This window comes from Kushneria phyllosphaerae (assembly GCF_900312995.1).
GTDB classification, from domain to species: Bacteria; Pseudomonadota; Gammaproteobacteria; order Pseudomonadales; family Halomonadaceae; genus Kushneria; species Kushneria phyllosphaerae.
Window position 1 is genome coordinate 1 of the sequence record NZ_ONZI01000005.1, and the last position, 23,839, is coordinate 23,839.

General features: G+C 58.8%; 25 protein-coding genes and 3 tRNA genes. 16 read left to right on the forward strand and 12 right to left on the reverse strand.

Annotated features, from left to right (window positions below):
* Nucleotides 1-186: 186 nt before the first annotated feature.
* The gene (gene hisC, locus KSP9073_RS16100; protein ID WP_108844007.1) at nucleotides 187-1,254 is read right to left on the reverse strand and encodes a histidinol-phosphate transaminase; all 1,068 of its coding nucleotides are present in this window, start codon (nucleotides 1,252-1,254) and stop codon (nucleotides 187-189) included.
* A 128-nt stretch (nucleotides 1,255-1,382) separates the two neighbouring features.
* On the opposite strand from hisC, the gene KSP9073_RS16105 reads away from it, so the two are divergent.
* From KSP9073_RS16105 to mnmH, 6 genes are all read left to right on the forward strand, one after another.
* Nucleotides 1,383-2,993, forward strand: a complete 1,611-nt coding sequence (locus tag KSP9073_RS16105) for a sulfatase-like hydrolase/transferase (RefSeq protein ID WP_165814285.1) — start codon at nucleotides 1,383-1,385, stop codon at nucleotides 2,991-2,993.
* 121 nt (nucleotides 2,994-3,114) lie between these two features.
* Nucleotides 3,115-4,224 carry an alkene reductase gene (locus tag KSP9073_RS16110; RefSeq protein WP_108844009.1) on the forward strand — a complete coding sequence of 370 codons (1,110 nt, stop codon included), beginning with the start codon at nucleotides 3,115-3,117 and terminating at the stop codon, nucleotides 4,222-4,224.
* A 127-nt stretch (nucleotides 4,225-4,351) separates the two neighbouring features.
* Entirely contained in the window at nucleotides 4,352-4,834 is a 483-nt protein-coding gene (locus tag KSP9073_RS16115) for a copper resistance protein NlpE N-terminal domain-containing protein (RefSeq protein WP_108844010.1), read from the forward strand.
* 98 nt (nucleotides 4,835-4,932) lie between these two features.
* The gene (gene radA, locus KSP9073_RS16120; protein ID WP_108844011.1) at nucleotides 4,933-6,312 is read left to right on the forward strand and encodes a DNA repair protein RadA; all 1,380 of its coding nucleotides are present in this window, start codon (nucleotides 4,933-4,935) and stop codon (nucleotides 6,310-6,312) included.
* Between the two features lie 101 nt (nucleotides 6,313-6,413).
* Nucleotides 6,414-7,451: a selenide, water dikinase SelD gene (gene selD, locus KSP9073_RS16125; RefSeq protein WP_108844012.1), complete on the forward strand. Its 1,038-nt coding sequence runs from the start codon at nucleotides 6,414-6,416 to the stop codon at nucleotides 7,449-7,451.
* Complete coding sequence (gene mnmH, locus KSP9073_RS16130) at nucleotides 7,438-8,559, forward strand: tRNA 2-selenouridine(34) synthase MnmH (RefSeq protein ID WP_108844013.1); 1,122 nt, start codon at nucleotides 7,438-7,440, stop codon at nucleotides 8,557-8,559. Before selD ends, mnmH begins: the two co-directional genes overlap by 14 nt.
* Nucleotides 8,560-8,592: 33 nt before the next feature.
* On the opposite strand, the gene KSP9073_RS16135 is transcribed toward mnmH, so the two are convergent.
* The gene (locus KSP9073_RS16135; RefSeq protein ID WP_108844113.1) at nucleotides 8,593-9,267 is read right to left on the reverse strand and encodes a type 1 glutamine amidotransferase; all 675 of its coding nucleotides are present in this window, start codon (nucleotides 9,265-9,267) and stop codon (nucleotides 8,593-8,595) included.
* A 73-nt stretch (nucleotides 9,268-9,340) separates the two neighbouring features.
* Between KSP9073_RS16135 and KSP9073_RS16140 the strand changes: the two genes are divergently transcribed.
* Both KSP9073_RS16140 and KSP9073_RS16145 read left to right on the forward strand, forming a co-directional pair.
* The gene (locus KSP9073_RS16140; RefSeq protein WP_108844014.1) at nucleotides 9,341-9,634 is read left to right on the forward strand and encodes an MGMT family protein; all 294 of its coding nucleotides are present in this window, start codon (nucleotides 9,341-9,343) and stop codon (nucleotides 9,632-9,634) included.
* A gap of 69 nt (nucleotides 9,635-9,703) precedes the next feature.
* On the forward strand, nucleotides 9,704-10,318 hold the full coding sequence (locus tag KSP9073_RS16145; protein ID WP_243409271.1) for a YjaG family protein: 615 nt from the start codon (nucleotides 9,704-9,706) through the stop codon (nucleotides 10,316-10,318).
* A 49-nt stretch (nucleotides 10,319-10,367) separates the two neighbouring features.
* Here KSP9073_RS16145 and hisF read toward each other — a convergent pair whose 3' ends face one another.
* The 4 genes from hisF to hisB are packed head-to-tail and all read right to left on the reverse strand — an operon-like array spanning nucleotide 10,368 to nucleotide 13,245.
* On the reverse strand, nucleotides 10,368-11,141 hold the full coding sequence (gene hisF, locus KSP9073_RS16150) for an imidazole glycerol phosphate synthase subunit HisF (RefSeq protein ID WP_108844015.1): 774 nt from the start codon (nucleotides 11,139-11,141) through the stop codon (nucleotides 10,368-10,370).
* A 16-nt stretch (nucleotides 11,142-11,157) separates the two neighbouring features.
* Nucleotides 11,158-11,904 (reverse strand): 1-(5-phosphoribosyl)-5-[(5-phosphoribosylamino)methylideneamino]imidazole-4-carboxamide isomerase, encoded by a 747-nt coding sequence (gene hisA / locus KSP9073_RS16155; RefSeq protein ID WP_108844016.1) that lies wholly within the window; start codon nucleotides 11,902-11,904, stop codon nucleotides 11,158-11,160.
* A gap of 45 nt (nucleotides 11,905-11,949) precedes the next feature.
* A complete protein-coding gene (hisH, locus tag KSP9073_RS16160) occupies nucleotides 11,950-12,594 on the reverse strand; it encodes an imidazole glycerol phosphate synthase subunit HisH (RefSeq protein ID WP_108844017.1) in 645 nt (214 codons plus the stop codon).
* Nucleotides 12,595-12,645: 51 nt separating this feature from the next.
* Nucleotides 12,646-13,245, reverse strand: coding sequence for an imidazoleglycerol-phosphate dehydratase HisB (gene hisB, locus KSP9073_RS16165; protein ID WP_108844115.1), 600 nt, complete (start codon nucleotides 13,243-13,245; stop codon nucleotides 12,646-12,648).
* Nucleotides 13,246-13,508: 263 nt separating this feature from the next.
* Here hisB and KSP9073_RS16170 point away from each other — a divergent pair, with 263 nt between their 5' ends.
* The 7 genes from KSP9073_RS16170 (at nucleotide 13,509) to KSP9073_RS16200 (ending at nucleotide 18,274) form a co-directional block, all read left to right on the forward strand.
* Nucleotides 13,509-15,842, forward strand: a complete 2,334-nt coding sequence (locus KSP9073_RS16170; protein ID WP_108844018.1) for an AsmA family protein — start codon at nucleotides 13,509-13,511, stop codon at nucleotides 15,840-15,842.
* A gap of 75 nt (nucleotides 15,843-15,917) precedes the next feature.
* Nucleotides 15,918-17,006: an A/G-specific adenine glycosylase gene (gene mutY / locus KSP9073_RS16175; RefSeq protein WP_243409272.1), complete on the forward strand. Its 1,089-nt coding sequence runs from the start codon at nucleotides 15,918-15,920 to the stop codon at nucleotides 17,004-17,006.
* A gap of 23 nt (nucleotides 17,007-17,029) precedes the next feature.
* On the forward strand, nucleotides 17,030-17,299 hold the full coding sequence (locus KSP9073_RS16180; protein ID WP_108844020.1) for an oxidative damage protection protein: 270 nt from the start codon (nucleotides 17,030-17,032) through the stop codon (nucleotides 17,297-17,299).
* Nucleotides 17,300-17,375: 76 nt separating this feature from the next.
* Nucleotides 17,376-17,451: transfer RNA gene (locus tag KSP9073_RS16185), tRNA-Phe, on the forward strand.
* A 5-nt stretch (nucleotides 17,452-17,456) separates the two neighbouring features.
* A tRNA-Gln gene (locus KSP9073_RS16190) sits at nucleotides 17,457-17,531 on the forward strand.
* Between the two features lie 25 nt (nucleotides 17,532-17,556).
* Nucleotides 17,557-17,632, forward strand: a tRNA-Thr gene (locus KSP9073_RS16195).
* A 438-nt stretch (nucleotides 17,633-18,070) separates the two neighbouring features.
* The gene (locus KSP9073_RS16200) at nucleotides 18,071-18,274 is read left to right on the forward strand and encodes a cold-shock protein (RefSeq protein WP_086620861.1); all 204 of its coding nucleotides are present in this window, start codon (nucleotides 18,071-18,073) and stop codon (nucleotides 18,272-18,274) included.
* Nucleotides 18,275-18,396: 122 nt separating this feature from the next.
* Here KSP9073_RS16200 and KSP9073_RS16205 read toward each other — a convergent pair whose 3' ends face one another.
* Nucleotides 18,397-18,990 (reverse strand): Yip1 family protein, encoded by a 594-nt coding sequence (locus KSP9073_RS16205; RefSeq protein ID WP_108844116.1) that lies wholly within the window; start codon nucleotides 18,988-18,990, stop codon nucleotides 18,397-18,399.
* Between the two features lie 207 nt (nucleotides 18,991-19,197).
* Here KSP9073_RS16205 and KSP9073_RS16210 point away from each other — a divergent pair, with 207 nt between their 5' ends.
* Nucleotides 19,198-19,968: a hypothetical protein gene (locus KSP9073_RS16210; RefSeq protein WP_108844021.1), complete on the forward strand. Its 771-nt coding sequence runs from the start codon at nucleotides 19,198-19,200 to the stop codon at nucleotides 19,966-19,968.
* Nucleotides 19,969-20,014: 46 nt separating this feature from the next.
* Here KSP9073_RS16210 and KSP9073_RS16215 read toward each other — a convergent pair whose 3' ends face one another.
* The 5 genes from KSP9073_RS16215 to KSP9073_RS16230 all read right to left on the reverse strand — a co-directional run bounded on the left by KSP9073_RS16215 (nucleotide 20,015) and on the right by KSP9073_RS16230 (nucleotide 23,827).
* The gene (locus KSP9073_RS16215; RefSeq protein WP_165814286.1) at nucleotides 20,015-20,986 is read right to left on the reverse strand and encodes an ATP-grasp fold amidoligase family protein; all 972 of its coding nucleotides are present in this window, start codon (nucleotides 20,984-20,986) and stop codon (nucleotides 20,015-20,017) included.
* 699 nt (nucleotides 20,987-21,685) lie between these two features.
* Complete coding sequence (locus tag KSP9073_RS16220) at nucleotides 21,686-22,846, reverse strand: site-specific integrase (RefSeq protein WP_108844023.1); 1,161 nt, start codon at nucleotides 22,844-22,846, stop codon at nucleotides 21,686-21,688.
* Between the two features lie 135 nt (nucleotides 22,847-22,981).
* Nucleotides 22,982-23,311, reverse strand: a complete 330-nt coding sequence (locus KSP9073_RS17535; protein ID WP_133241041.1) for a hypothetical protein — start codon at nucleotides 23,309-23,311, stop codon at nucleotides 22,982-22,984.
* Nucleotides 23,298-23,519 carry a hypothetical protein gene (locus tag KSP9073_RS16225; RefSeq protein WP_108844024.1) on the reverse strand — a complete coding sequence of 74 codons (222 nt, stop codon included), beginning with the start codon at nucleotides 23,517-23,519 and terminating at the stop codon, nucleotides 23,298-23,300. The genes KSP9073_RS17535 and KSP9073_RS16225 overlap by 14 nt, the downstream gene beginning before the upstream one ends.
* Nucleotides 23,516-23,827, reverse strand: a complete 312-nt coding sequence (locus tag KSP9073_RS16230) for a hypothetical protein (RefSeq protein WP_108844025.1) — start codon at nucleotides 23,825-23,827, stop codon at nucleotides 23,516-23,518. The genes KSP9073_RS16225 and KSP9073_RS16230 overlap by 4 nt, the downstream gene beginning before the upstream one ends.
* Nucleotides 23,828-23,839 lie beyond the last annotated feature (12 nt).

Here is a 23,839-nt window from a genome sequence, read left to right on the forward strand (position 1 = left end):
ACGGCTCCGCGCCGATGGTAGTGTGGGGTCTCCCCATGTGAGAGTAGGTCATCGTCAGGCACCCCTTCCGAACCCCGGTCCTTAACAGGACCGGGGTTCTTTTATGCGCGCCATCCGGCCGCCACGGACCATGGTGCGGCCCCGCCCGCGGTCACTGACGTGACCGGCGGGCGAGGGCTCCCCGCCTCAGGGCGTCTGGTTCATGGCGGCCAGCGCGCCGGTCAGGGCCGTCATCTCCGCCTCGGTACCGATCGAGATGCGCAGCCAGTCCGACAGGCCGGGCGTACCGAAGTGACGTACCAGAATGCCGGCAGCCCGCAGCTGTGCGGCCACGTCGGCCGCCGGGTGCCGGGTGGGTCGGACGAACAGAAAGTTGGCCCGAGAGGGCAGCACGTCGATGTCCAGATCCTTCAACGCCTGGGCTGTAGCCTCACGCGTCTCCATAATGGCGCGGCAACACTCATCGTAGTGCTGCGTATCTTCAAGTGCTGCGATGCCGACTGCACTGGCCAAGGGATCAATGGGGTAGGAATTGAAGGAGTCCTTGATGCGCTCCAGCCCCTCGATCAGTTCTCTTGACCCTATGGCAAACCCGATGCGCATGCCGGCCAGGCTACGGGATTTCGAGAAGGTGCCCGTTACCAGCAGGTTAGGATGATCCTCGACCAGCGGCACGGCGCTTTCGCTGCCAAAGCCATAATAGGCCTCATCAACCAGTACCACGCGCTCGCGCTGTCGTTCCAGCAGTGCCTTGATGTCCTGACGCGAATGCGCATGGCCTGTCGGCGCATTCGGGTTGGCAAAGGCGATGCCGGCATGTCCTTTCTCGGGGAAATGCTCAAGCGGCACTTCCCACCGATCGTTCAGGGCAATCTTTTGCAGTTCGATGCCGTAAAGCTGGCAGTAAACCGGGTAGAAGCTGTAGGTGTACTCCGGTATGGCCAGCGCCTCGCCGTCACGCACGAAAAAGGCACGAAAGGCAAAGGCCAGCACTTCATCAGAACCATTCCCCACAAACACCTGTTCACGCGTGACGTTATAGGTGCGCGCCAGCATGTCGCGCAGCGCCAGTGATTCAGGATCCGGATAGCGTCGCAGCTGCTCACAGGAAAAATGTCTAAGAACGCTTTCCACGCCCCTGGACGGTGGGTAGGGATTCTCGTTGGTGTTGAGCTTGATCATGCGCTGCCGGGGTTGTTCACCGGGCACATAAGGGGTCAGTGCTGCTACTCCAGGGCTCCAGAACGTGCTCATCGCTGCTCTCTGCAAGGGGATAATACGGTGGAATCATGTTGACCCCTGCCCGTGACGTTCGCAAGCCTCGTTCACGTGCCTGGATCTGCTAATCTCGGGGACTTCATGACATGGCGAGGAGCTGGCCGGTGGCTGGAAGCATTAAACGTATCGGTACCATGGGGTTTGCTCTTTTGTTGGGGTATCTCGTGCTGGCACTCCCCAACCAGATCGGTGCGCTCGCCCGAGCCAATGAGTGGTGGCCGCCGATTGAGCTTCCACTCATATTGATGGCGCTATGGGGGCTTCCACGCCGTGTAACACGCTTTTTGTCGCCATTATTGGCGATCGTGCTCGTACTGCTGACACTGCTCAAGATGGCTGACATGGTGGCGCTTCAGGCCTATTGGCGCATTTTTGATCCCATATCGGACTGGCGCCTGCTGGGGCCGGGGTGGAACGTCTTCAGCGGTACGGTAGGCACCGGCAAGGCCTGGCTGTTGGCGGCTGCCCTTGTCGTGGTGCTGCTTCTGATACTGGCCATCATGGTCGTCGGATGGTCGCTGCTGGCGCGTCAGGCGACACCAGGTCGGCCGGTAACCCAGCGCAGGTGGCTCTGGGCCATGGCTTCAGGCGTGCTGCTGGTCTCACTGGCGGGTGGGCTCCGGCACGATGCACCCCGGCTTGCCGACTCCTCACGCCTGATGGCCGAACACGTTACGCAGTCGCGGCAGAATCTTCGCGATCTTGCCGCCCTGAAAGCGCACGCGCGACAGGACCCCGTCGCACAGACGCCCACCGAGCAGCTTCTCACCGGTCTGAAAGGGCATGATGTGCTCTTTGTCTTTATAGAATCCTATGGGCGCACGGCATTGGAGGATGAGCGCTATGCCGGCGTCATGCGTTCGCGCATGGCCGCCATCGACAGCGAGCTAGGGCAGGCCGGGTTTGGCGCTCGCAGTGCCTGGCTTGCCTCGCCGACGGTTGGTGGCCAGAGCTGGCTTGCTCATTCCACGCTTCAATCGGGGCTCTGGATCAACTCTCAGCGGCGCTACAACTGGCTCATGGGAACCGATCGGGTCTCGCTGGCACGTCTTTTCAAGCGCGCCGGCTGGCAAACCATGGCGGTCGAGCCGGCATTGACCCGCGAGTGGCTGGCCAATCGCTACTTCCAATTTGACAGGGTCTATGACGCTCGCAATCTCGGTTATGAAGGCGAGCCCTTCAACTGGATCACCATGCCGGATCAGTACACCTACGCGGCGCTGCAAAGACTGGAGCTTTCTCACAAGTATAGAGCGCCCATCATGGCTGAAATCGCGACCCTGACCAGTCATGCCCCCTGGACGCCCATTCCACCACTGGTGGACTGGGCGCAGGTCGGCAGCGGTCGCATCTTCAACCAGTGGGCCAATGCCGGCGACTCGCCTGATGTGGTCTGGCAGGACAGCGAGCGCGTGCGTACGCAGTATCTCAAATCGGTGGATTATGCCCTTGAGGCACTGGGGTCCTTTGTGGCTCATTACGGCAACGACAACCTCGTCGTGATTGCCATGGGCGATCATCAGCCCGCTTCCCTGATTACCGGGGAGGGTGCCAGCACGGACGTCCCGGTACATGTCATGACCCGCGACAGGCGCATCCTGGATCAGTTTGGTAAATGGGGCTGGCGTCCAGGCATGCTGCCAGCACAGGACAGTGCTCACTGGGGGATGGATGCCCTGCGCCAGCGTCTGGTTGAAGGCTTCGACGCCCCCTGAGCAGGGGAAGAAAGCGATTTTCATCCGGATGACTTGATAAGCAGGCTAACAGTCTCCATGTAGTGGGCTGACTCACATTATTGTTCATTTACCAGAGTCACCGAACACGGAGGTTCTCGCCATGCACGATGTTCTATTCGAGCCGCTTCAGCTGGGCTCATTGGAAATCCCCAATCGGGTCATCATGGCACCGCTGACGCGCGCGCGGACACCGGATCGTATCCCCGGGCGCCTGCAGGAAACCTACTACGGTCAGCGTGCCGGCGCCGGGTTGATCATTGCCGAGGCGACCAATATCTCGCCGACCGCAACCGGCTATGTCTATACCCCGGGTATCTGGACCGATGAGCAGGAAGCCGGCTGGAAGGGCGTGGTAGAAGCCGTACACGCTCGCGGTGGGCGCATCGCGCTGCAGCTCTGGCATGTGGGTCGTGTCTCCAACGAACGCGTTCAGCCCGAAGGTCAGCAGCCGGTCGCCCCCAGCGCCCTGCGCGGTGAAGGCGCCCAGGCTTTCGTGGAGTTCGAGGACGGCAGCTCCGGCCGGGAAGATGCCAGTACGCCGCGCGCGCTGGAAACCGAAGAGATTCCCGGGCTGGTCGAGGATTATCGTCTGGCCGCCGTACGCGCTCGCCGTGCCGGTTTTGACATGATTGAAGTCCATGCCGCCAATGCCTATCTGCTGCAGCAGTTTCTGGCGACCGGCTCCAATCAGCGCACCGACCGCTATGGTGGCTCGATCGAAAATCGCGCTCGTGTCGTGCTTGAGATCGTTGATGCTGTTGCCAGCGTCTTTGGCTATGACCGGGTCGGCATTCGTATCTCACCGTTTATCGAGATCTTCGGGCTCAAGGACGAGGAATCCGAGCAGATGGCCTTTTATCTGGCCGATCAGCTTAATGTCCGTGAACTGGCCTACCTGCACGTCAATGAGCCCGACTGGGCCGGTGGCGACATTCATCTGACCGATGATTTCCGTCGCGCCCTGCGAGCACGCTTTCGTAACGGGGCACTGCTCTTTTGCGGGCACTATACGGCAGAAGGCGAAGTGGACCTGATCGAGCGTGGTATCGGCGATGCGGCCGTCTTCGGTCGTCCCTTTATTGCAAATCCCGATCTGCCCGAGCGCTTTCGTGTGGGCGCCGAACTTGCCGAGCCGGATCCTGACACCTTCTATGGTGGCGATGAGAAGGGCTATACCGATTATCCCTTCCTGGCTGATCAGGCGCGCTAACGGCTGCTGACCCTGCCGTAGTGACTCTAATCTGCATTGGTGTCTTTCCGGTGCCCCCGACGAGCAGCTATGCTAGGGGGCACCGGTCGCTCAAGCGGCCAAAAAACATGCATCAGGAGTAAGCTTCATGCAGATGAAAACGTTGCTGGCCGGTTCGGCACTGATGGCGCTACTGGCAGGCTGTGCCGGCACCGGCGGTGAGCAGCAGGGTACCGATGCCACGGGCACAACGGCCTCGTCCTCGCAGGCCCAGACCGACACGCGTACCTACACCGGCACGCTGCCGTGTCGTAACTGCAGCGGGATCGCACTGACGGTCAATCTGCAGGGCGATGAGAAGGCCACTAACCCGCAGGATCGTACGTTCGAGCTGGAAGCGCAGTATCAGAACCATCCGCAGAATCCGCCGACGGAAACCTACAGCGGTAACTGGGACGTGATCAGCGGCATGCAGGATGACCCGTCGGCCACCGTGTATGAGCTGACACCTTCCGGTGAAGGTCAGGTCTACTATTTCGAGCGCGTCAACGACTCCACGCTCGAACTGGTGGATCCGCAGCTGCGTCGTTTCGAAAACGGCCAGACCCTGCGACTGACTCGCAAGCAGTAAGGTCAGGCATGCTGCCCCCTTGGGCAGTGTTGAACAGAGGGCGGCGCCAGGCCGCCCTTTTTCATGTCTGAAATCATCAGAGCGGACGGACAGGCAGCATGGCAAAAGCCAGGAGTGCATTTGTATGCACCGAATGCGGTGCCGAGTATTCCAAGTGGCAGGGACAGTGCAGCAGCTGCCGCGAATGGAACACCTTGACCGAGATACGTCTTTCGAGCGCCTCCCGACCCGGCAGCAATACCGGGACCAGTGCGGCTCGCCAGGGGTATGCCGGCGGCGCCAGCGTGACGCTGACCGATCTTTCAAAGGTCGATCTGAGCGAGCTGCCGCGCTTTTCAACCACCTACGACGAATTTGATCGCGTACTGGGGGGCGGGCTGGTGCCCGGTGGCGCCATTTTGCTGGGCGGTGATCCAGGCGCCGGCAAGTCCACACTGCTGTTGCAGACGGCCTGTCATCTCGCTCAGCAACACCGCGTGGTCTATGTCACTGGTGAGGAGTCGCTGTCGCAGGTGGCCATGCGCGCCCATCGTTTATCGCTGCCCACGCAGGGGCTTTCCATGCTGGCAGAAACCAGTGTGGAAACCATCCTTGGCATGGCCGAGCGGGAAAAGCCGGCGGTGCTGATCATCGACTCCATTCAGACCATGCATCTGGAGGACGTCTCATCGGCCCCCGGTGGCGTCGCGCAGGTACGGGAATCGGCGGCAGCCCTGACCCGCTTTGCCAAGCAGACCGGCACGGTATTGATGCTGGTAGGGCACGTCACCAAGGATGGCGCTCTGGCGGGCCCGCGCGTTCTGGAGCACATGATCGATGCCTCGCTGTTGCTCGAAGGCAGCTCCGATTCGCGTTTTCGCACCCTGCGTGGACAGAAGAACCGCTTTGGCGCGGTCAACGAGCTGGGTGTCTTCGCCATGCTGGAGCAGGGGCTGCGGGAAGTGAAAAACCCCAGCGCCATCTTTCTTTCCCGTGGCGAGGAGATGGCGCCCGGCAGTCTGGTCATGGTGGTCTGGGAAGGGACCCGACCCCTGCTGGTGGAAGTTCAGGCGCTGCTGGATGAATCGGCGCTGGGCAACCCGCGTCGCGTAGCCGTTGGCTTTGATGCTCAGCGTCTGGCCATGCTTCTGGCGGTACTGCACCGCCACGGGGGCCTGTTTACCGGCGATCAGGATGTCTTCGTTAACGTGGTTGGCGGGATGAAGGTGCTGGAGACCAGTGCCGATCTGGCCGTACTGCTGGCCGTGGTCTCGAGTCTACAAAACCGCTCGCTGCCCCGTGAACTGGTCGTGTTCGGTGAGGTCGGTCTTTCCGGTGAAATTCGTCCGGTACCCAGCGGTCAGGAACGTATTGTCGAGGCCTCCAAACATGGCTTTACTCGTGCCATTGTTCCGCGCGGCAATGCGCCCAAAAAACCACCCGCCGGCATGGAAGTGATCGCCGTGGACCGGCTTTCGGAGGCGCTTGAGGCCATCTGATTAAACGGGACGTACGGTAATGACTGGCCGAAACGCCGGCGGCGGTGCCACAGTGAAGGTGGCACCATGGAGTATACTGAAGATCAAAAAGGGAACCGCTCATGACACAGATTCGCCTTACCCAATACAGTCACGGGGCCGGCTGTGGGTGCAAGATTGCACCGGATGTACTGGATAGCATGCTGAAAAATGCAGGTCCCGGTGCCTTCAGCGACAAGCTGATCGTCGGCAATCAGGACCGGGAAGATGCTGCCGTCTATGACCTGGGCGATGGTCAGGGTCTGATTGCCACAACCGACTTTTTCATGCCCATCGTGGATGACCCCTTTGATTTTGGGCGCATTGCCGCGACCAATGCCATCAGCGATGTCTTTGCCATGGGGGGACGTCCCATCATGGCGCTGGGCATTCTGGGATGGCCGATCGACAAGCTCTCGCCCTCGATTGCCGGTGAAGTGCTGGCCGGCGCCCAGTCAGTGTGCCGCGAGCTTGGGCTGGCGCTGGCCGGTGGGCACTCCATTGATGCTCCGGAGCCCATCTTTGGCCTGGCCGTGAACGGACTGGTCCCGCTTGAGCATTTAAAGCGCAACAATAGCGCCCGGCCCGGCGACCGTCTTTATCTGACCAAGCCGCTGGGCGTAGGCATCCTGACCACGGCTGAAAAGCGTGGGCTGCTGGCGCCGGAACACCATGGGCTGGCACGAGACATCATGCTGCGCACCAATGCCATCGGACAGAAACTGGCGACCGTCTCGGGCGTGCATGCCATGACCGACGTGACAGGCTTTGGCCTGGCCGGACATCTGGGTGAAATCTGTACGGCCAGTAATGTGGCCGCCCGGATCGATTTCAGACGCCTGCCGCGTATTCCCGAGGCAGATGGTTATCTTCGCCAGGGCGCGGTGCCCGGCGGCACGGAGCGTAATCACCATGCCATGGGTAAGCTGATGCCGGCCATGGATGACTATCACTGGCAGTGGCTGTGTGATCCGCAGACGTCCGGCGGTCTGGTGCTGGCCGTCGATCCTGCCTATGAAGATGATGTCGAGCGTATTGGCCGTGAGCATGGGTTGACGCTTGAGGCCTTTGGTGAATGCATCACTCGAGAGGGCGAAGCGGTCTTCCATGTCCAGCAATAAACAGGGCGATCAGCTCGTTCCAACCCTTGATCAGCTGAAAGGTTCCTCGCTGCTGATTGATGTGCGCGCCCCGGTCGAGTTTGCCCAGGGGGCGCTGCCGGGCGCCATCAACCTGCCGCTGATGGATGACGATGAGCGGGCTCGAGTCGGCACCTGCTACCGGCAAAAGGGCAGCGATGCAGCGCTTAAGCTGGGCCATCAGCTGGTCAGTGGTGCCCTGCGCGAGAGCCGCATCACGGCCTGGCGAGAGGCTCTGGCTCGCCATCCCGATGCGCTGATCTACTGCGCGCGCGGTGGCCAGCGCTCAGGCATTGCCCAGCAATGGCTGGCGGAAGAAGGGCTCGAGGTGGCGCGTCTCAAGGGCGGATTCAAGGCCGCTCGACAAACGCTGATGAGGGTCACCGAGCAGGCGGCCAGTGCGCCGTCACTGGTCATCGCCGGGCTGACCGGCTGTGCCAAGACCGACATGATCAAGGCCCTGGATAGCGGTATCGATCTGGAAGGGCATGCACGCCACAAGGGATCGAGCTTTGGTCGACAGCCCGGGCAGCCGCCCACGCAGATCAATTTTGAACACGCACTCGCCATGGATCTGGCCAATCACCATGCGCCCCATGTCTTTGAAGACGAGTCCCGGCGTATCGGTAGCGTCGAGATCCCGCTGCCGCTCTGGCAGGGCCTTTGCGCCGCCCCCAGGGTGCTGATCGAGATGCCGCTGGAGTGGCGGCTGGCCCAGATTCGTCGTGACTATATCGATGATTTATGGACGCAGTATCGACAGTCCTATGGCCCGTGGCTGGGCTGGTCGCTGATGCGTCGCCAGCTGGTCAGCGCCCTGATTCGCCTGAAAAAACGGCTGGGCAGTGCGCGCCTTGAGCGGTTATTGCAGCTTCAGCAGCAGGCCTTTGAGGCTCACGTCACCACGGATGACAGCCAGGCCCATGATGGCTGGCTATCCCCGCTGTTGAGTGAGTACTACGACCCCATGTATCACTACCAGCTGCGTCAAAGCGAGCAGCGTCCGGCCTTTACCGGGACATGGCAGGAAGTGCTGGCGTTCGTGCGAGAGGCTGTTGATCAGCAGCGTCAAAGCGGCGATGGCGAGTGAGCGCTCAGCGAGCGTCTGCTTGTCCAAACCGTGCTAAAGACGCAGCCAGTCGATCATGATCCGGTCCAGCACGGCGGCCTGTTGTGCAAAGCGGCGACTGTCTTCGAGCATCTCGTCGCGCGACTGCACCCATGGCCCGGGCGTTGCCAGACTTCGAGGCTCACGTTCGATAATGTCCCGGACCCATTCCTGCGTGGCTTCCAGATGACAATGCATGGCCACGACCCGGGCGCCATCCCAGGTAAATCCCTGCAGGGGGCTGGCCTCGCTGGCACCGATCGAAATGGCACCTTCCGGCAGGCCGAAGATGCGCCGATGCCAGAGAAAGGCCTCAAAGCGCTCCGGCAGGTCCAGGTCACCCTGCTCGTTGCGGCGGACGGCATGCCAGCCAAACTCGCCATGGGTGTTCAGGGAGACGATGGCGCCCAGTGCTTCGGCAATCAACTCTGCGCCGTAGCCCAGTCCCATGATCGGCTTTGAACTTTTAAGAGTTCGCTCGACAAGATGCTGTTCACGCTTGCTCCAGCCATGCGCAACGATCTGTTCGGGTCCGCCCAGAACGATCAGGGCATCAAAATCGCCGGGCCTGGGCGGTACTTCATCGGCGTAGAGGCGACACACGTTGAAGCTATGGCCCATGCTGGTCAGCCAGTCCGCCAGGCGGGCCGGTCCAAAATGAGGCGCATGCTGTAAAAAATAGATATGCATGATAGGGCCATGATGGATAACGATAATTTGATCACTCAGCATACACCGATATGGACAGGCACCGGGAAGCCCCATGCGTGACGAGATACGACAGCAGGCCACCACCATCATTGCCCGCATTCCTGAAGGGCGGGTGACTACCTATGGCGCGATCGCCAAAATGACGGAAGGCGCTACGCCACGCTCGATCGGTGCCCTGCTGCGTTTGCTGCCGGAAGGGCATACGCTGCCCTGGCATCGCGTCGTGGCCGCCGGTGGCCGACTTGCAGACCATGGCGGCGCCAGTGAGCAGCGCGAGCTCCTGAGTGCAGAAGGCGTGATGTTCGATGCCCATGGGCGTATTCCCGCGCGTTTTTTCTGGCCCTGATGGCAGGGCATGCCCCCGCCGGGGTGTCACAACCCCGGCATGATTGATTTCGAACAGGGAGAACCAGCGATGCCCACCATGATCGCAGCGGGTTTTGAAAAGCGTCTGAGGGCGCTGTCACCACGTCAGGCACTGGCGTTCATGGCGACATTGAGCGAGCGGTTGATGCCCAATTATCGCCTCTATGCCGAGATCGGCGAGGCGGGGGATACCCATGGCGTGACCAGCCTACTGGCGCTGGTATGGGAAAGTCTGGGTGTGCGCGATGCCCGCATCGATTTCGAGCGCCAGGGTGAAAAGCTCGTGGCCTGTGAGCCACCGGAAGAGGATGACAGCTTCGGGGCGCGTATTGCCCGTGATCTCACCTTGGCCCTTTCTGCCTGTGTGGATGTACTGTCAGGTCCGGCAGGTGAGGCGCCGGTCGATGTCAGTCGATTGTCCATCGGCGGCATCGAGCGCTTTATCGAGATGAGCGCCGGGGACGACATCCATGATGATGTCGAACGCGAAGCGCTGATTGAGGGGCACGAATTGATGAGCGATGAGCGGTCATTTCAGCTGGTGGTGCTGGAAACCGTCGAAACGCAGACGCTGGACCGCGAAGGGCTTCGTGAACTGAAAGCGCTTGGAAAAAACGAGGGTTTCAGCAATCTGGGGCTGACGGCCGACGAAGCTGGTGACTGACAGGAAAGGCAGGCAGCGTCGAGTGGTGACGCTGCCTGCCGAGCCGGGATCAAAGGCGCATTTCAATGCCTTGGTCGGCCATGTATTGCTTGGCCTGCTCGATGGTGTATTCACCAAAGTGAAAGATACTGGCGGCCAGCACGGCATCGGCGCCGCCTTCCTTCACCCCGGCCACCAGATGATCCAGATTGCCTACTCCACCCGAGGCGATCACCGGCACTGACACGGCGTCACTGATGGCCCGTGTAACGCCCAGATCAAAGCCTTCCCGGGTGCCGTCACGGTCCATGCTGGTCACCAGCAGCTCACCGGCGCCGTATTCCACCATCTTGCGGGACCACGCCACGGCATCGAGCCCGGTCGGCTTGCGCCCGCCATGAGTGAAAATCTCCCAGCGTGGTGGTTCGCCATCCTCGCTGACCCGCTTGGCATCGATGGCCACGACAATGCACTGGCTCCCAAAACGCTGGGACGCCTCATACACAAAGTCGGGGTCGGTGACGGCAGCCGTATTGATCGAGACCTTGTCGGCGCCGGCATTGAGCAGCGCGCGGATATTATCGCAGCTGCGAATACCGCCCCCCACGGTCAGCGGAATGAACACCTCACCGGCAATCCGGCTGACCATATCCAGCGTGGTGCCGCGCGCCTCATGGCTGGCGGTAATATCGAGAAAGGTAATCTCGTCGGCATTTTGTTCGTTGTAACGCCGTGCCACCTCGACCGGATCGCCGGCATCCCGGATGCCCAGAAAATTGACGCCCTTGACCACGCGGCCACGGTCCACGTCCAGACAGGGGATAATGCGTTTTGCCAGTGTCATGTGCTTCTCCGGGTCATCAGCCGCGCTGTGCTTCGATGGTGTCGCACAGGGTCTGGGCCTCGGCCAGGTCAAGCCGGCCTTCGTAAATGGCCCGTCCGGTAATGGCGCCGACAATGCCGGCCGCCGAGACATCCGCCAGCTTCTGGACATCTTCGATATCGGTGACGCCACCGGAGGCGATCACCGGTACGCCGCCATGGCTGGCCATCTCGACGGTGGATTCAACGTTGACGCCGTTCATCATGCCATCGCGTGAAATGTCGGTATAAATAATGGCGCTGACGCCATCTTCTGCAAAATGGCGGGCTAGGTCCACTGCACGCATGGTGGAGACTTCTGCCCAGCCGTCGGTGGCCACATAGCCATCCCGTGCATCGAGGCCGACCATGATATGGCCGGGAAATTCGCGACACATCTGGCGGACAAAGTCCGGGTCGCGTACGGCCTGGGTGCCGATGATGACCCAGCTGACGCCGGCATCGAGATAGCTCTGGATCACCTCTCGGGTGCGGATGCCGCCACCGATCTGGATGGGCAGGTCCGGGAAGCGGGCGGCAATGGCCCTGACCGCTTCTTCGTTGACCGGGCGGCCCTCGAAGGCACCGTTGAGATCGACCAGGTGCAGGCGTCTCGCGCCCTCATCCACCCAGCGCTGTGCCATGGCCACCGGGTCTTCACCATAGGTGGTCGAGTCTTCCATACGGCCCTGCTTGAGGCGAACACACTGACCGTCTTTCAGGTCGATGGCGGGGATGACCAGCATGGGGATTCCTTATCCTTGTCGTGAAATGTCCTGGGCGCGGGAAAGTCAGGGCGACCAGGCCACAAAGTTTGCCAGCAGTCTGAGACCGGCCTCGGCACTCTTTTCCGGATGAAACTGTACGGCAAAGACGGCGTCACGGCCGGTGGCCACATGGGCGCGGCTGCCGGCGTAATCGGTATAGCCCATCGCGTGGGCATCGTCTTCGGCCTGAACGAAATAGCTGTGCACGAAGTAGAACCGCTCGCCGGTCAGAATACCTTCCCACAGAGGGTGCATATGGTGCTGATGAACGCGGTTCCACCCCATGTGCGGCACCTTGAGCCGCTGACCCTGCTCATCAAGTGCCTGGTCATTAAAGCGCGTGACTCGTCCGGGCATATAGCCCAGGCAGCGCACGCCGCCGTTTTCCTCGCTTTTATCCATCAGCATTTGCTGACCGACGCAGATACCCAGCAGGGGCTTGCTGGCATCTTTCAGGAGTTCCTTGACCAGGCCGGTCAGCTCGGTACGCTCAAGTTCTCCCATGCAGTCACGGATGGCGCCCTGGCCTGGCAGGACCACGCGCGAGGCCCCCTTGATCGCGCGAGCATCGCGCGTGATGGTGACGCGTTCATCGGGGCTGACGTGCTCGATGGCCTTGGCCACCGAGTGCAGGTTGCCCATGCCGTAATCGATGATGGCAATCGTCATGCTGAACACACTCCTTGCCGAGCGGCATCACGCCGATCGGATGGTGTTGGGTTACAGGCTGCCCTTGGTCGAGGCAATACGCCCCGCCATGCGCTCATCCGGAGACACGGCCATGCGCAGGGCGCGCCCGAAGGCCTTGAAAATGGTTTCGACCTGATGGTGCGCGTTATCGCCTTTCAGGTTGTCGATATGGACGGTTGCCCGGGCATGGCTGGCAAACCCCTGAAAGAACTCGGACACCAGCTGGGTCTCGAAGGCGCCGATGGTATCTCGCGTGAACTCGGCGTTCATGAAAAGCCCCGGGCGGCCGGAAAAATCGATCACCACGCGTGACAGTGCCTCATCCAGCGGGACATAGGCGTGACCGTAGCGATGGATGCCACGCTTGTCGCCCAGCGCCTCGGCAAAGGCCTGGCCCAGAGTAATGCCGGTATCCTCGACCGTATGATGATCGTCAATATGGCGGTCGCCGTCGGCATCGATGGTCAGGTCGATCATCCCATGACGTGCGATCTGATCGAGCATGTGCTCGAAAAAGGGCACGCCGGTATCGGCTTTGAGCTCGCCCTGGCCGTCAAGGTCAAGCGAGACAATGATGCGTGTTTCGCTGGTATGCCGTGAAATACTGGCGCGTCGCGGCGACTGGGTCATGAAGGCTCCCTGCAAAAAGAAGATCATCGCCTCAAGGGCGTAATGGATCACAACGATATCAAAACCGGGTCACGCCCGCGCGGCCCGATGGACCAAAGCGTTGTTGCCGGGCGTGCGAGTGCTTGCGCCGGCGAGCCATTATAGAGAAGGGCAGTGACCATCCGCTACACTAACGCCCGCAACGCACGGGCGGGTTTCCAACATGCTTCTGGAACCTGCCGATGACGTGATCAGGTGGCACAGGGTCTTTGGGAGAGTATTCAATGAAAGCGTTGTTCAGGATAGTACTGGCGGCGATGGGGGTGCTGGGGCTGCTGGCCGTGGCCGTGGTGATTTATGCGACGACCTTTCTCGATCCCAACGACCTCAAGCCCAGGCTTGCCGATGCCGTGCGTGAGCACACGGGGCTTGAGTTGTCCCTGAACGGCCCGCTGTCCTGGACGTTCTACCCCCGCATCGGCGTTACCGTGGAAGACGCCTCGGCGCGTCTTCCCAATCAAAAGACGGGAGAGCCGCCCTTTGCTGCATTCAAACAGGCCGAAGCGCGTCTGCGCTTTGCCCCACTTTTGAGTGGCAATATTGAAGTCGATGGTTTCACGCTGGATGGTCTTCGTCTCAATCTTGAGCGTGACGCGCAGGGGCGTGGCAACTGGGAAACGTTGATCGATACCGCCGCGCATCAGGACAATGTCCCGTCAGCCTCGCCCTCCCGGCGGCCGCAGCGCGTTACGACCGCCGGTGATCGACCCCTTGCCATGGATATCGCCAGCATCCAGGTTCGTGATGGCCAGGTGCATTTTGAAGATCATGAGCACCATCGCGACATCACGCTGTCTTCCTTGGCCCTGCAGGCCTCCAACGTGACTTCCGGAGGGAGCTTTCCGCTGGAACTGTCCTTTGCCCTTGAAGGCACTCGACCGGAAATGTCCGGTAATGTCAGTTTGAAAAGCCAGGCCAACCTCAATCTGAACAGCGCCCTTTACACCCTCGATAACCTGGCTTTGAGGGGGGCAATGCATCTGCCGAACCTGGATGACGCCCATGATCAGAGCTTTAATTTTAATGTCTCAAGACTGGCTGCAGATTTGAGTCAGCAGCGCTACAGCTTTGACAAGGCGGTCCTTGATGGCACCTTCTACCTGCCGTCGCTGGGTGAGCACGCCCTGCCACTGAGCGGCGAGGCCAGTGGTGAGGTGTCGCTTGAGGACAATCATGCGGCACTGACGTCGTTTGCGCTCAACAGCGGCCAGTGGCTGCGCCTGACCGGTAGCGGGGATGCGCGCAATCTGCAGGATGATCTGCACTGGCAGGGGCAGATCGATATGGCGCCTGCAGATCTTCGCAGCTGGCTGGAACGGCTGGGAAAACTGCCGGCCACGGCAGATGCTCAGGCGTTTCAGCGAGTCGGTATCTCTTCGAAGGTCGAGGGGGATACACATTCAGCGCGGTTTGCGGATCTGGCCATCAATATTGATGATACGACCCTTGAAGGAACGGCATCGCTGGGAATGGATACTCCCCGCCTGCATGCCGATCTCACGGGTGATTCCCTGGATCTTGATCGCTATCTGCCGCCGAAAGCCAAGCAAGCGTCTCCTACTGACGATGCGCCGCAGCCCGTGGACAGTGACGCAGCGCAGGGCACAGACGCTGAAAACGCCTCCGGTGAAAAAGCACTGGCGCTGGCCCGCTCGCTGGATCTTGCCCTGAATCTACGCCTTGAGGCGCTCAAGGCACGCGCGCTTCATCTTGAAAACGTGTCACTGCAGGCGCGAGGCAGTGATGGGCACTACCGTCTCACAAGCCTTGACGCCGATCTCTACGACGGAACGCTCAAGACCAGTGGTGCCATGAACGTTGGCGCGTCATCGCCGTCATTATCCCTTGAGCCGACGCTGACCGGTGTGGCGCTTCAACCCCTGTTGCAGGATGTGCTGGGGCGTGATGACCTTTTTCGCGGCACGCTTAATGCCCGGGCGACGCTGTCCTCTACGCCTGGAGAGGACAATTCCCTGCTGGCCCACCTTGATGGCAAGGCAGCGCTCGAGATTGCTGATGGCGCCATACTGGGCATCAATCTGCCGGGACAGCTGTGTACCACGGCGGCCATGCTGCAGGGCAATAGCACCTCGCACGAGTGGGGCAGCGATACCGAGTTCGATCAGTTCGCCGCCAACTTCGATATTGTCGACGGTGTCATTCAAAATGATGATTTGAAAGTGGCCCTGCCAGGGATCGATATTGCCGGCAGTGGCCAGGTGGATCTAAAGGCGCAGACTCTGGATATGGCGCTGGCGGCTCGGCTGGCCAATACCGCCGACACCCAGGGGTGTCCGGTCAGCGCAACGCTGAGCCGCATACAGCTGCCGCTGCACTGTTCGGGGGATCTGGGGGATGCTCCGGCCCAGTGGTGTCGTTTCGACACAGATGCCTTTCGCGCCATTTTGCAAAAGACTGTCGCCAGCGAAGGGCAGCAGACGCTGCGCGAACATCTGGACCGTCAGCTGGAGGGCAGGCTTGGACAACGCATCGAGGAAAAACTGGGGGAGGATTCCGGTAGTAATCTTCGAAATGCCATCAAGGGGCTTTTCCAGTAACCACGTCACAGGGCCGGCGTCCCGATGAGCGGGCGCCGGTACTTCCGAGTTTTATATCCGGGCGAGAGCCAATTCGTGAGTACTTTTATCGAGGCCCCGCAGCCGCTGGATGCCGAGTATTTTCGCACCCGGTTGCTGGGCTGGTTTGATCAATATGGCCGTACCCATCTGCCCTGGCAGCAGGGCCGAAGCCCTTACCGTGTCTGGGTGTCAGAGATCATGCTGCAGCAGACACAGGTGGCCACCGTCATTGGCTATTTCGAACGTTTCATGCAGCGCTTTCCGGATGTGGCCGCGCTGGCAGCGGCCGAGCAGGATGAGGTGCTGCATCTCTGGACCGGGCTTGGCTATTACGCGCGTGCTCGCAACCTGCATCGCGCGGCCAAATGTGTGGTGCATGAGCACAATGGCGCATTCCCGGTCGAAAGCGTCGCGGCGCTGAGTGCGCTGCCGGGCATCGGCCGTTCGACGGCCGGGGCCATCATCGCGCAAGCCACCGGCAAGCGGGCTCCCATTCTGGATGGCAACGTCAAGCGGGTACTGACGCGCCTTCATGGTGTCGAGGGCTGGCCTGGTCGGCCGGAGGTGGAGCGAAGGCTCTGGCAGCTGGCTGAACACTATACGCCTCAATGGCGCTGTGCTGACTTCACTCAGGCCATGATGGATATGGGGGCTACCCTGTGCACTCGAAGACGCCCCAGCTGCCTCCTGTGCCCCTTTGAAGCGGACTGTGTGGCTCATGCCAGGGGGGAAGAGCAGCGCTTTCCCGAGTCAAAGCCGAAAAAGGAAAAGCCGGTGCGCAAGACCATGATGCTGATGCTGCGCGATGAGAATGGTCACGTGCTGCTTGAGCAGCGCCCTTCAAGCGGTTTATGGGGTGGCCTGTGGGGGTTGCCCCAGTTTGATGACGGCGGGGCTCTGGACGCCTGGCTGGCCCGGGAAATGCCGGGCAGTGAAGTACAAGGACGGTGGTCATCCTTTGTGCATGTCTTTACGCATTTTCGACTTGAGATCACGCCGGTTCAGGCGCATCTGTCACGGCAGGGGGACCAGCCCGCTGCATCAGGATGGCGATGGTATGATCCTGACCAACCCGACAGCATCGGGCTGGCAGCACCGGTCAAGGCGCTGCTTGAATCCCTGTCATCATTCACGCTCCTTTGAGAGCGCTTACATAAGGTATTTCAATGACTCGTACAGTGTTTTGCCGCAAGTACCAGCAGGAGCTCGAAGGGCTTCAGATGCCGCCGCTGCCGGGCGCCAAAGGCCAGGACATTTATGACAACGTTTCCAAAAAGGCTTGGGAGGAGTGGCAGGCACTTCAGACGCGCTTGATCAATGAAAAGCGTCTCAACATGCTTGACCCCGAGACTCGCGATTATCTGATGACGCAGATGACGCAATTTTTCAACAACGAACAAACCGACAGCGCTGAAGGCTACGTACCGCCCTCTTAATAAGTTTTTGAAATAATATTGAGAAAGGTGTTGACCCAAGAAGAGGTTTTCGATTTAATACGCAGCCGTTGGCAGCGGCCAGATAGCTCAGTCGGTAGAGCAGGGGATTGAAAATCCCCGTGTCGGCGGTTCGATTCCGTCTCTGGCCACCATCTGCTGGGGTATAGCCAAGTGGTAAGGCACCGGTTTTTGGTATCGGCATTCCCAGGTTCGAGTCCTGGTACCCCAGCCACTTCATTCTGCTTGCAGATGAATATGCCGGCTTAGCTCAGTTGGTAGAGCAACTGACTTGTAATCAGTAGGTCGAGGGTTCGACTCCTTCAGCCGGCACCATTTCGAATTGTTTCAAACGCAATTCGAAAAAAGAAACCGCCTTAATGGCGGTTTTTTTATATGCAAAAATTACTGACAGATCGCGATTGCATCCGTCTGTGATGCCTGTCGAGCTGAGTTACTCAGCATGCCCTCCGGCTTGGCCGTTATTGCATGATCAGGATGCCAAGCACTTTGCTTCCTGCATTCCAAATATCTGGCTTTTAGGTTGACCTGTTTTTTTGCGTTATATGAAATGTTCACTATGTATGTATCGCATACCCCCTACCAAAGGGTTACTTGACCCGGCAAGGCGATAGGTGCACTATGATCCAAGGTGGTGAACAAGGCAGTATATCGTCAGTTGTAATCGATCCTGTCGAGAGCATATGAATGGCTATCTTGTTTTTGCCCGCAGTGGGCTAACCATCATTAATTTATTGCACAGGTATCAAAAGCATGGCAACTGGCACAGTTAAGTGGTTCAACGATAGCAAAGGCTTCGGTTTCATCTCTCCTGACGACGGTGGCGACGATTTGTTCGCACACTTCTCCGAGATCCAGGCAGAAGGTTTCAAGTCGCTGCAGGAAGGCCAAAAGGTCTCCTTCAACGTCACTCAGGGTAAAAAAGGTCTGCAGGCTTCTGCAATCCGCCCCGAGTAATTCGGTAGATTAAATTCTGCTGTAAAGGGAGCTGCCATTGGCAGCTCCCTTTTTATTTGCCTCCATCCTTTGTATTTATCCTGATTGCGTACCCGCTGACCAACTATTTTATGCCTGTCGGCTTAGTAGACGAGGTGTGCGCCGTATCCCCATAGCAACACGGTGATGGCGAGAAGCACTTCAAGCACCAATACACCAATGCCCAGCGTCGAGCTCGAGACAATAAAGCCTTCCTTGCGATCAATGCCCAGAAACCCAGGTATGCCCAGATAGAGCAGGTAGCCGGTATAGCAAAGCCCTGCCACGCCTGCCAGTACGCACAGCCATATCATTGGGTACAGAGCGACCAGACCGGCCAGAAACATGGGCGTCGCGACATATCCGGCAAAAACGATGCAACGGTTCAGGTCGGGATGGACGGAGTATCGTTGCGCCATGCGATGAATGACAAGCCCCATCAGGGCGATGGCCCCCAGAATGGCGAGATAGAACAGAACGGCCAGCTGTAATGCGCTGATGGTTGAAAGAGTGACGACAGCTGAGCGTCCGAAATCCCAACCAACGGTAGTCGTACCAATGAACGCGCAGACCACGGGAACGGCTGCCAATAATAGAACATGGCTGGCATACATGTGTGTTGCGCTTTCGTGCTCACCTTCAATGTTCTTCCATTCTCGGTGAGGATGAGCCATCAGGCCCCAGACATGATGAATCATGATGCACTCCCCGGACCGCTTGAGGTCCATAACAGTGTTGATGTCACTGACGAACGAGCCATGCTTCATACAGTTGGCCGCCGGAATGGGGTCAGCTGTCTAGTACTATAGTGTGCATTGCTTCTCGGTGTGCCGGTTGCAGACATCTATTGGTCGATAGGCGCACTTGACCGGGCGGCGGATCACTTTTTAGGCCAGGCTTGTCTGATGCAGATGATGGCCTGCCAGGCAGGTTGCGGCGGCGGCCGGGTGTATCTTTTTCAGGGGGTGGTGGTGATTTATTTTTTGAGTGACTTGTGGAACTGGATACAGGAAAACGCCACGGTCTTTAGCGGCCTGACCAGTGTGGGTATGCTTTTAATCTGGGGCGTTTATCTGCAGCTGTTGCTGCATAACTTTCGCATGCAGCGCCGTCCACAGATCATTATCAATCACGGCTATGGTCGAGGGATCGATTCACGCTGCATCGTCAGCAACATGAGCCAGTCTGCCGTGTTTGTCGATAGCATTATCGTCAAGCTTGAAACCAGTGATGACCAGTACGTTACTGACGTGACCGATACTGTAGACGAGCAGGGGGAGGGCGGCAGCGATGTCGACATGAAAGAGCTGCGTCAGGTGACGCGGCAGGGGCCTCTGGGATCAGGCGAGTACATGAACGCAGGCACCTTTCGAACGCTGCTTCAGAAAGTAGCCAGTGAGCATGGCATCAGCGTTGACGACAGCTGTCGTCCAACCGGTGAGATAGGATTCAGTAGCATCGAGATTCGTCTGATCATGATCTTTGGTGCCGAGACAAGCCCGATAGGGGCCAGTCGCCGCTTCAACATGAAATACGATGACGCTAAAAAGCTGAGTCTGGTTCCTGAAACAATCGGCACGCAGCAGTTGGGCAAACGTCGTCAGCGGCTCAAGGTTCGCCGGTGGCAGCGTGATCTTCGAATGCCCCTTGATTCGGGTGGCCAGCAGGAGGGGTAGGCCCTGACATGGCAACCGGGAGTTGCCATGTCAGGGAGGGGCGGGTCTAGATGTCGAACAGAGCGCCCCACTGATGATCGGTTTCGCGATCCTTGAACTTTGTCAGTCCAGCCGTCGGCGTAAAGGTCATCTCGCCAAAATAAATGGCGTCACCCACCAGGTAAAAATCCACCCGAACGTAAGAGAAGCCGTTGGCAAGCTTGAGTGCCAGCTCGAGCGCTTCATCAAGTTGTTGTGGACGGGGCATGGCCTGCCCTGTACTGACTTCGGGTCGGCGAATTTCTACCAGTTCCCAGTCCTGATTGTAAAAATCGACCTTGTAGTTGGTAAAACGGTCGTGCGTCACTTCGATGAAAACGACCGGGTCTTCGCCTTCACGCTGGAAGCAGTGGAACTTGAAGTCCTTGGGAATGTTGCCAAGATCGTCCAGAAGCAGCTTTTCAAAAATCAGGCGAGGTTTGATATCCCGATAGTGCGCTTCCCGACAAACATCATAAAAATCCTGTCCCAGCCAGTGCTGTCCCAGATTGTAGATCTGGGGGAAGGGATGGTCGGCCTTGTCGCGTACAAGCAGGTTATACCCAAAGCCATGATTGGCTTTCATGACAAAGCTTTCCGGTAGTGCTGAATAGGTGGCCGGTGTCGGCTCGGACTCTATTGCATAGCAGGGCACCAGATACTGTTCGCCGATGGTATGCGCCACATAATCACGGGCTGCAATCTTGTCACTCAGAACGGAATAAATGGGCTGAGGATTAATCTTGCGATAGCAGATTTTTTCGTTAAAGGTGCGCGGGTTTTTCAAATCCGGAAATTCGCCGAACACTCGTCGATAACGAAGTGCCGTATGCCACTTGTCGGGCAGAACATTCATGATGCTGCGACGTGCCAGGCGCAGGTATTCACCGATGCGGTCCTTTTTCTCCACATCGACAGTCCTGCTGTCCTGCTTCTTCATTTGAGGCTCCGATTCAGCCGTCAGCGAGTCGGCAAACAGGTTTTTTACGGCCCTGGGCATATGCCCTCCTTCATTCTTGGATACCCTGCGATACAGCTGCCCATTGGGTCGGACTGTTGTATCGGATGATGTCCTTGTTGGCCATGAATAACCTTGCCGGTTAACGAGTGAAAAAATCTCGCTGAACCGCTTATGAAGGTTGTCGTAGAGTTTTTCAGTGTGAGCTGAAAAATGGTACGGCGCCATCCATGGAAAACATCATTCCGATAAGTATTGGCTGCGACAGCATCATATTGGCAGCGTGTTCACCACCGGGATGTGCCGAAGTGGTGTTACAGGTCATTTTGTGTATCTTTTGTTACTTCGTGCATAATTACCGCTGCCAGCTAGGGTAATTAAAAAAACATATTAATGATCCGCGACATTTAATCGTGTGGCGCGGCCGAACCGGTAGGCTGGAACGCGCAAAGTGGCGATCCTCGCACGTTTTAAATGTATCCAAAGCATCAGGCCGGGTTTGGTACATTGTTTTCGGCAGGATGATGTGGATGGAATAGACACTTTTATGGATAAGGTATTAAAAATTCTGTTCTACGTTTAAATATATTAAATTTATATATAGTTATTATTGGTAGTTAAGCCGCTAATCAAAAGTCATTGAACAAAAAAAGCCGCCCTTTGCGGGGCGGCCTTTTTGATGTTTGGTGGAGGCGGGGGGAGTTGAACCCCCGTCACAGCCACATATAACAATAGGTTACGTCACTTGTTGCCGTCAAGCTGCCAGAACATGTCGATTGCCTTTGCCCCTGCCTGATGACTGGTCGACGGCACCCACTGTGAGTAGATCTGTGCAGTCAGCACTACGCTTGTGTGCCCCATCTGACGCGATACCCATGCGATAGGCTCGCCAGCGCTGATCATCATCGAGGCATATGTATGCCGTGTCTGGTATTGGCGACGGTAGCGCACATCAGCACAATTTAGAGCGTGTCTCCAAAGCGTTTTCCGGATTGCCTGGTCGCCCGTCCAGGGCTCGCCGGTGCGAGGATTCAGGAACACGCGCCCGCTATCATGGTGATCGCTGAACAGCTTCTGCTGCTTGAGTGCATCCAGCGCAGCCGGCAGTAGATCAATTTCTCTTATACCCGCTGCCGTTTTTGGTGTCTCGGCTCTACCACGCGATGCTTGGGTGATTCCCCTCGAGATTCGCGCCTTTCTTCGGACCGTATCGACATCATCCCACTCAAGCGCGACCAGCTCCGACGTTCGCAGTCCCGTCCAGAAAGCGAACTGAATCAGCGGCCGTCCTTCTTCGGATAGATGCTTGAGAATGGCCGTCTGTTCTTCAGGGGTGAACGGGTCGATATCATTGGTGCGGTTTGTAACAGCGTCCTGACGCTGATAGTGCCAGCCGGCCAGTGGATTGGTCGCGATCAGCTCATCGTACATGGCATCGGTGAGAGCAGTGCGCAACGGACTGAGCAGGTTCGAGATCCGCTTATTCGTGCAGGCCAGCGATGCCGCCCAGTCACGGGCATGGGATCGCTTGAACTCGGCCAGCATCAGATGCCCGAATGCGGGGATCAGTTTTCCCTCGATGGCCTTGCGATACCCATCATAGGTGCTGGTTTTGAGGGTAGGGCGCTTGTGCTCGAGCCACTGGCGCAGATAATTGTCGAGGCGATCCTGCCGGATAAACTTGCGGGCATTTTTGCTACCGGGGAATGTCACGGCGTAATCGAACGTGCCAGCTTCGATAGCGTCGATGATCGCGGCGCGATGACGCGCCGCTTTTTTCAGATTAGCGGGGGAGGGCTTGAGCTTGAGACGTTCCCGGCACCGGACGCCCTGATACTGGAAGTCGATCTGTATTGTCGTTTCCGAGGCGACGCGCACCCCGTCATACTGCTGGTCACCCACTCTCTATATCCTTGCAGTGAAATCAGTATCCGACCATCGGGTGCCTTGAACACCTCCTGCCCCATGCGCCACTGGCCACGTTTGATCTTGGACCGGACGGCTTCCTCGCTATAGCCCGTTTCCGCGGCGAACTTCTCAATGGTCAGGTGATCGATCGCGAGCATCGGCGCCCCCATATTCTGCTGATTTTTTTCGCGTCTTCCAGGCACTGAAACGGTCCGAAATAGTGCGAAGCGTCGCCCTTGCTTGAGGGCTGCCATCTATCTCTCGCCGGCTTTCAACGCCGCACGCCCGGCAGATCCAGTCGCGGGCGTCCTGCTCGTTGTGGGTGCCATCTGCCACATCTGCGCCGAACTTGGATCGTGCCCTCTGATCGAGATAAAGGCCGAACATCGGATCGCGGCAGAGAATGCCGGCAGCGCGAGCGGCACCGCCGCCGCGCTTCTGGTTATCAGTGTTTGGCACCGCTTCCTCCTTCGGCCTCACCTGTCAGCCACTGCGCCGCCGGGATCAGGCGCGACAGCTCAAAGGCCCTGACCGCGTCCGGCTCGCTCTTGCGCAGCTCGATCATGCGCCCGGTGACGGTGGCCAGCAGGGTGAGCCGGACCGATTCGGGGATGCTCCGGGCCCCCGGAGCGGTATCCGCTTTCTGGGTTTGCTGTTCGTGGCTCATGCGCCACCTCCGATGGCATCGTTTTTGTCGAGCGGACGGGACGCCAGCGCGCGGGACGGTTTCAGCAGGCGGCCGGCCTCGTCTCGGACCGGACAGGCGATGTTACGGCAGTACATGACAGCATCACGTTCTGCCAATTCCGGGCTGGTCGCCCGAACGTATACGCGTCGACGCTCGACGATCTGACGGGCTTTGGCACGGTAGCCGACCGTCACAACATACGGCCACGATCGGGTCGGATCGGTGCGCAGCGGGTGGTTTTCGCTCAAGCGCTGGATGTGAACAGGCATCATGACTGCGCCGTTCATGCCGCCTCCTGT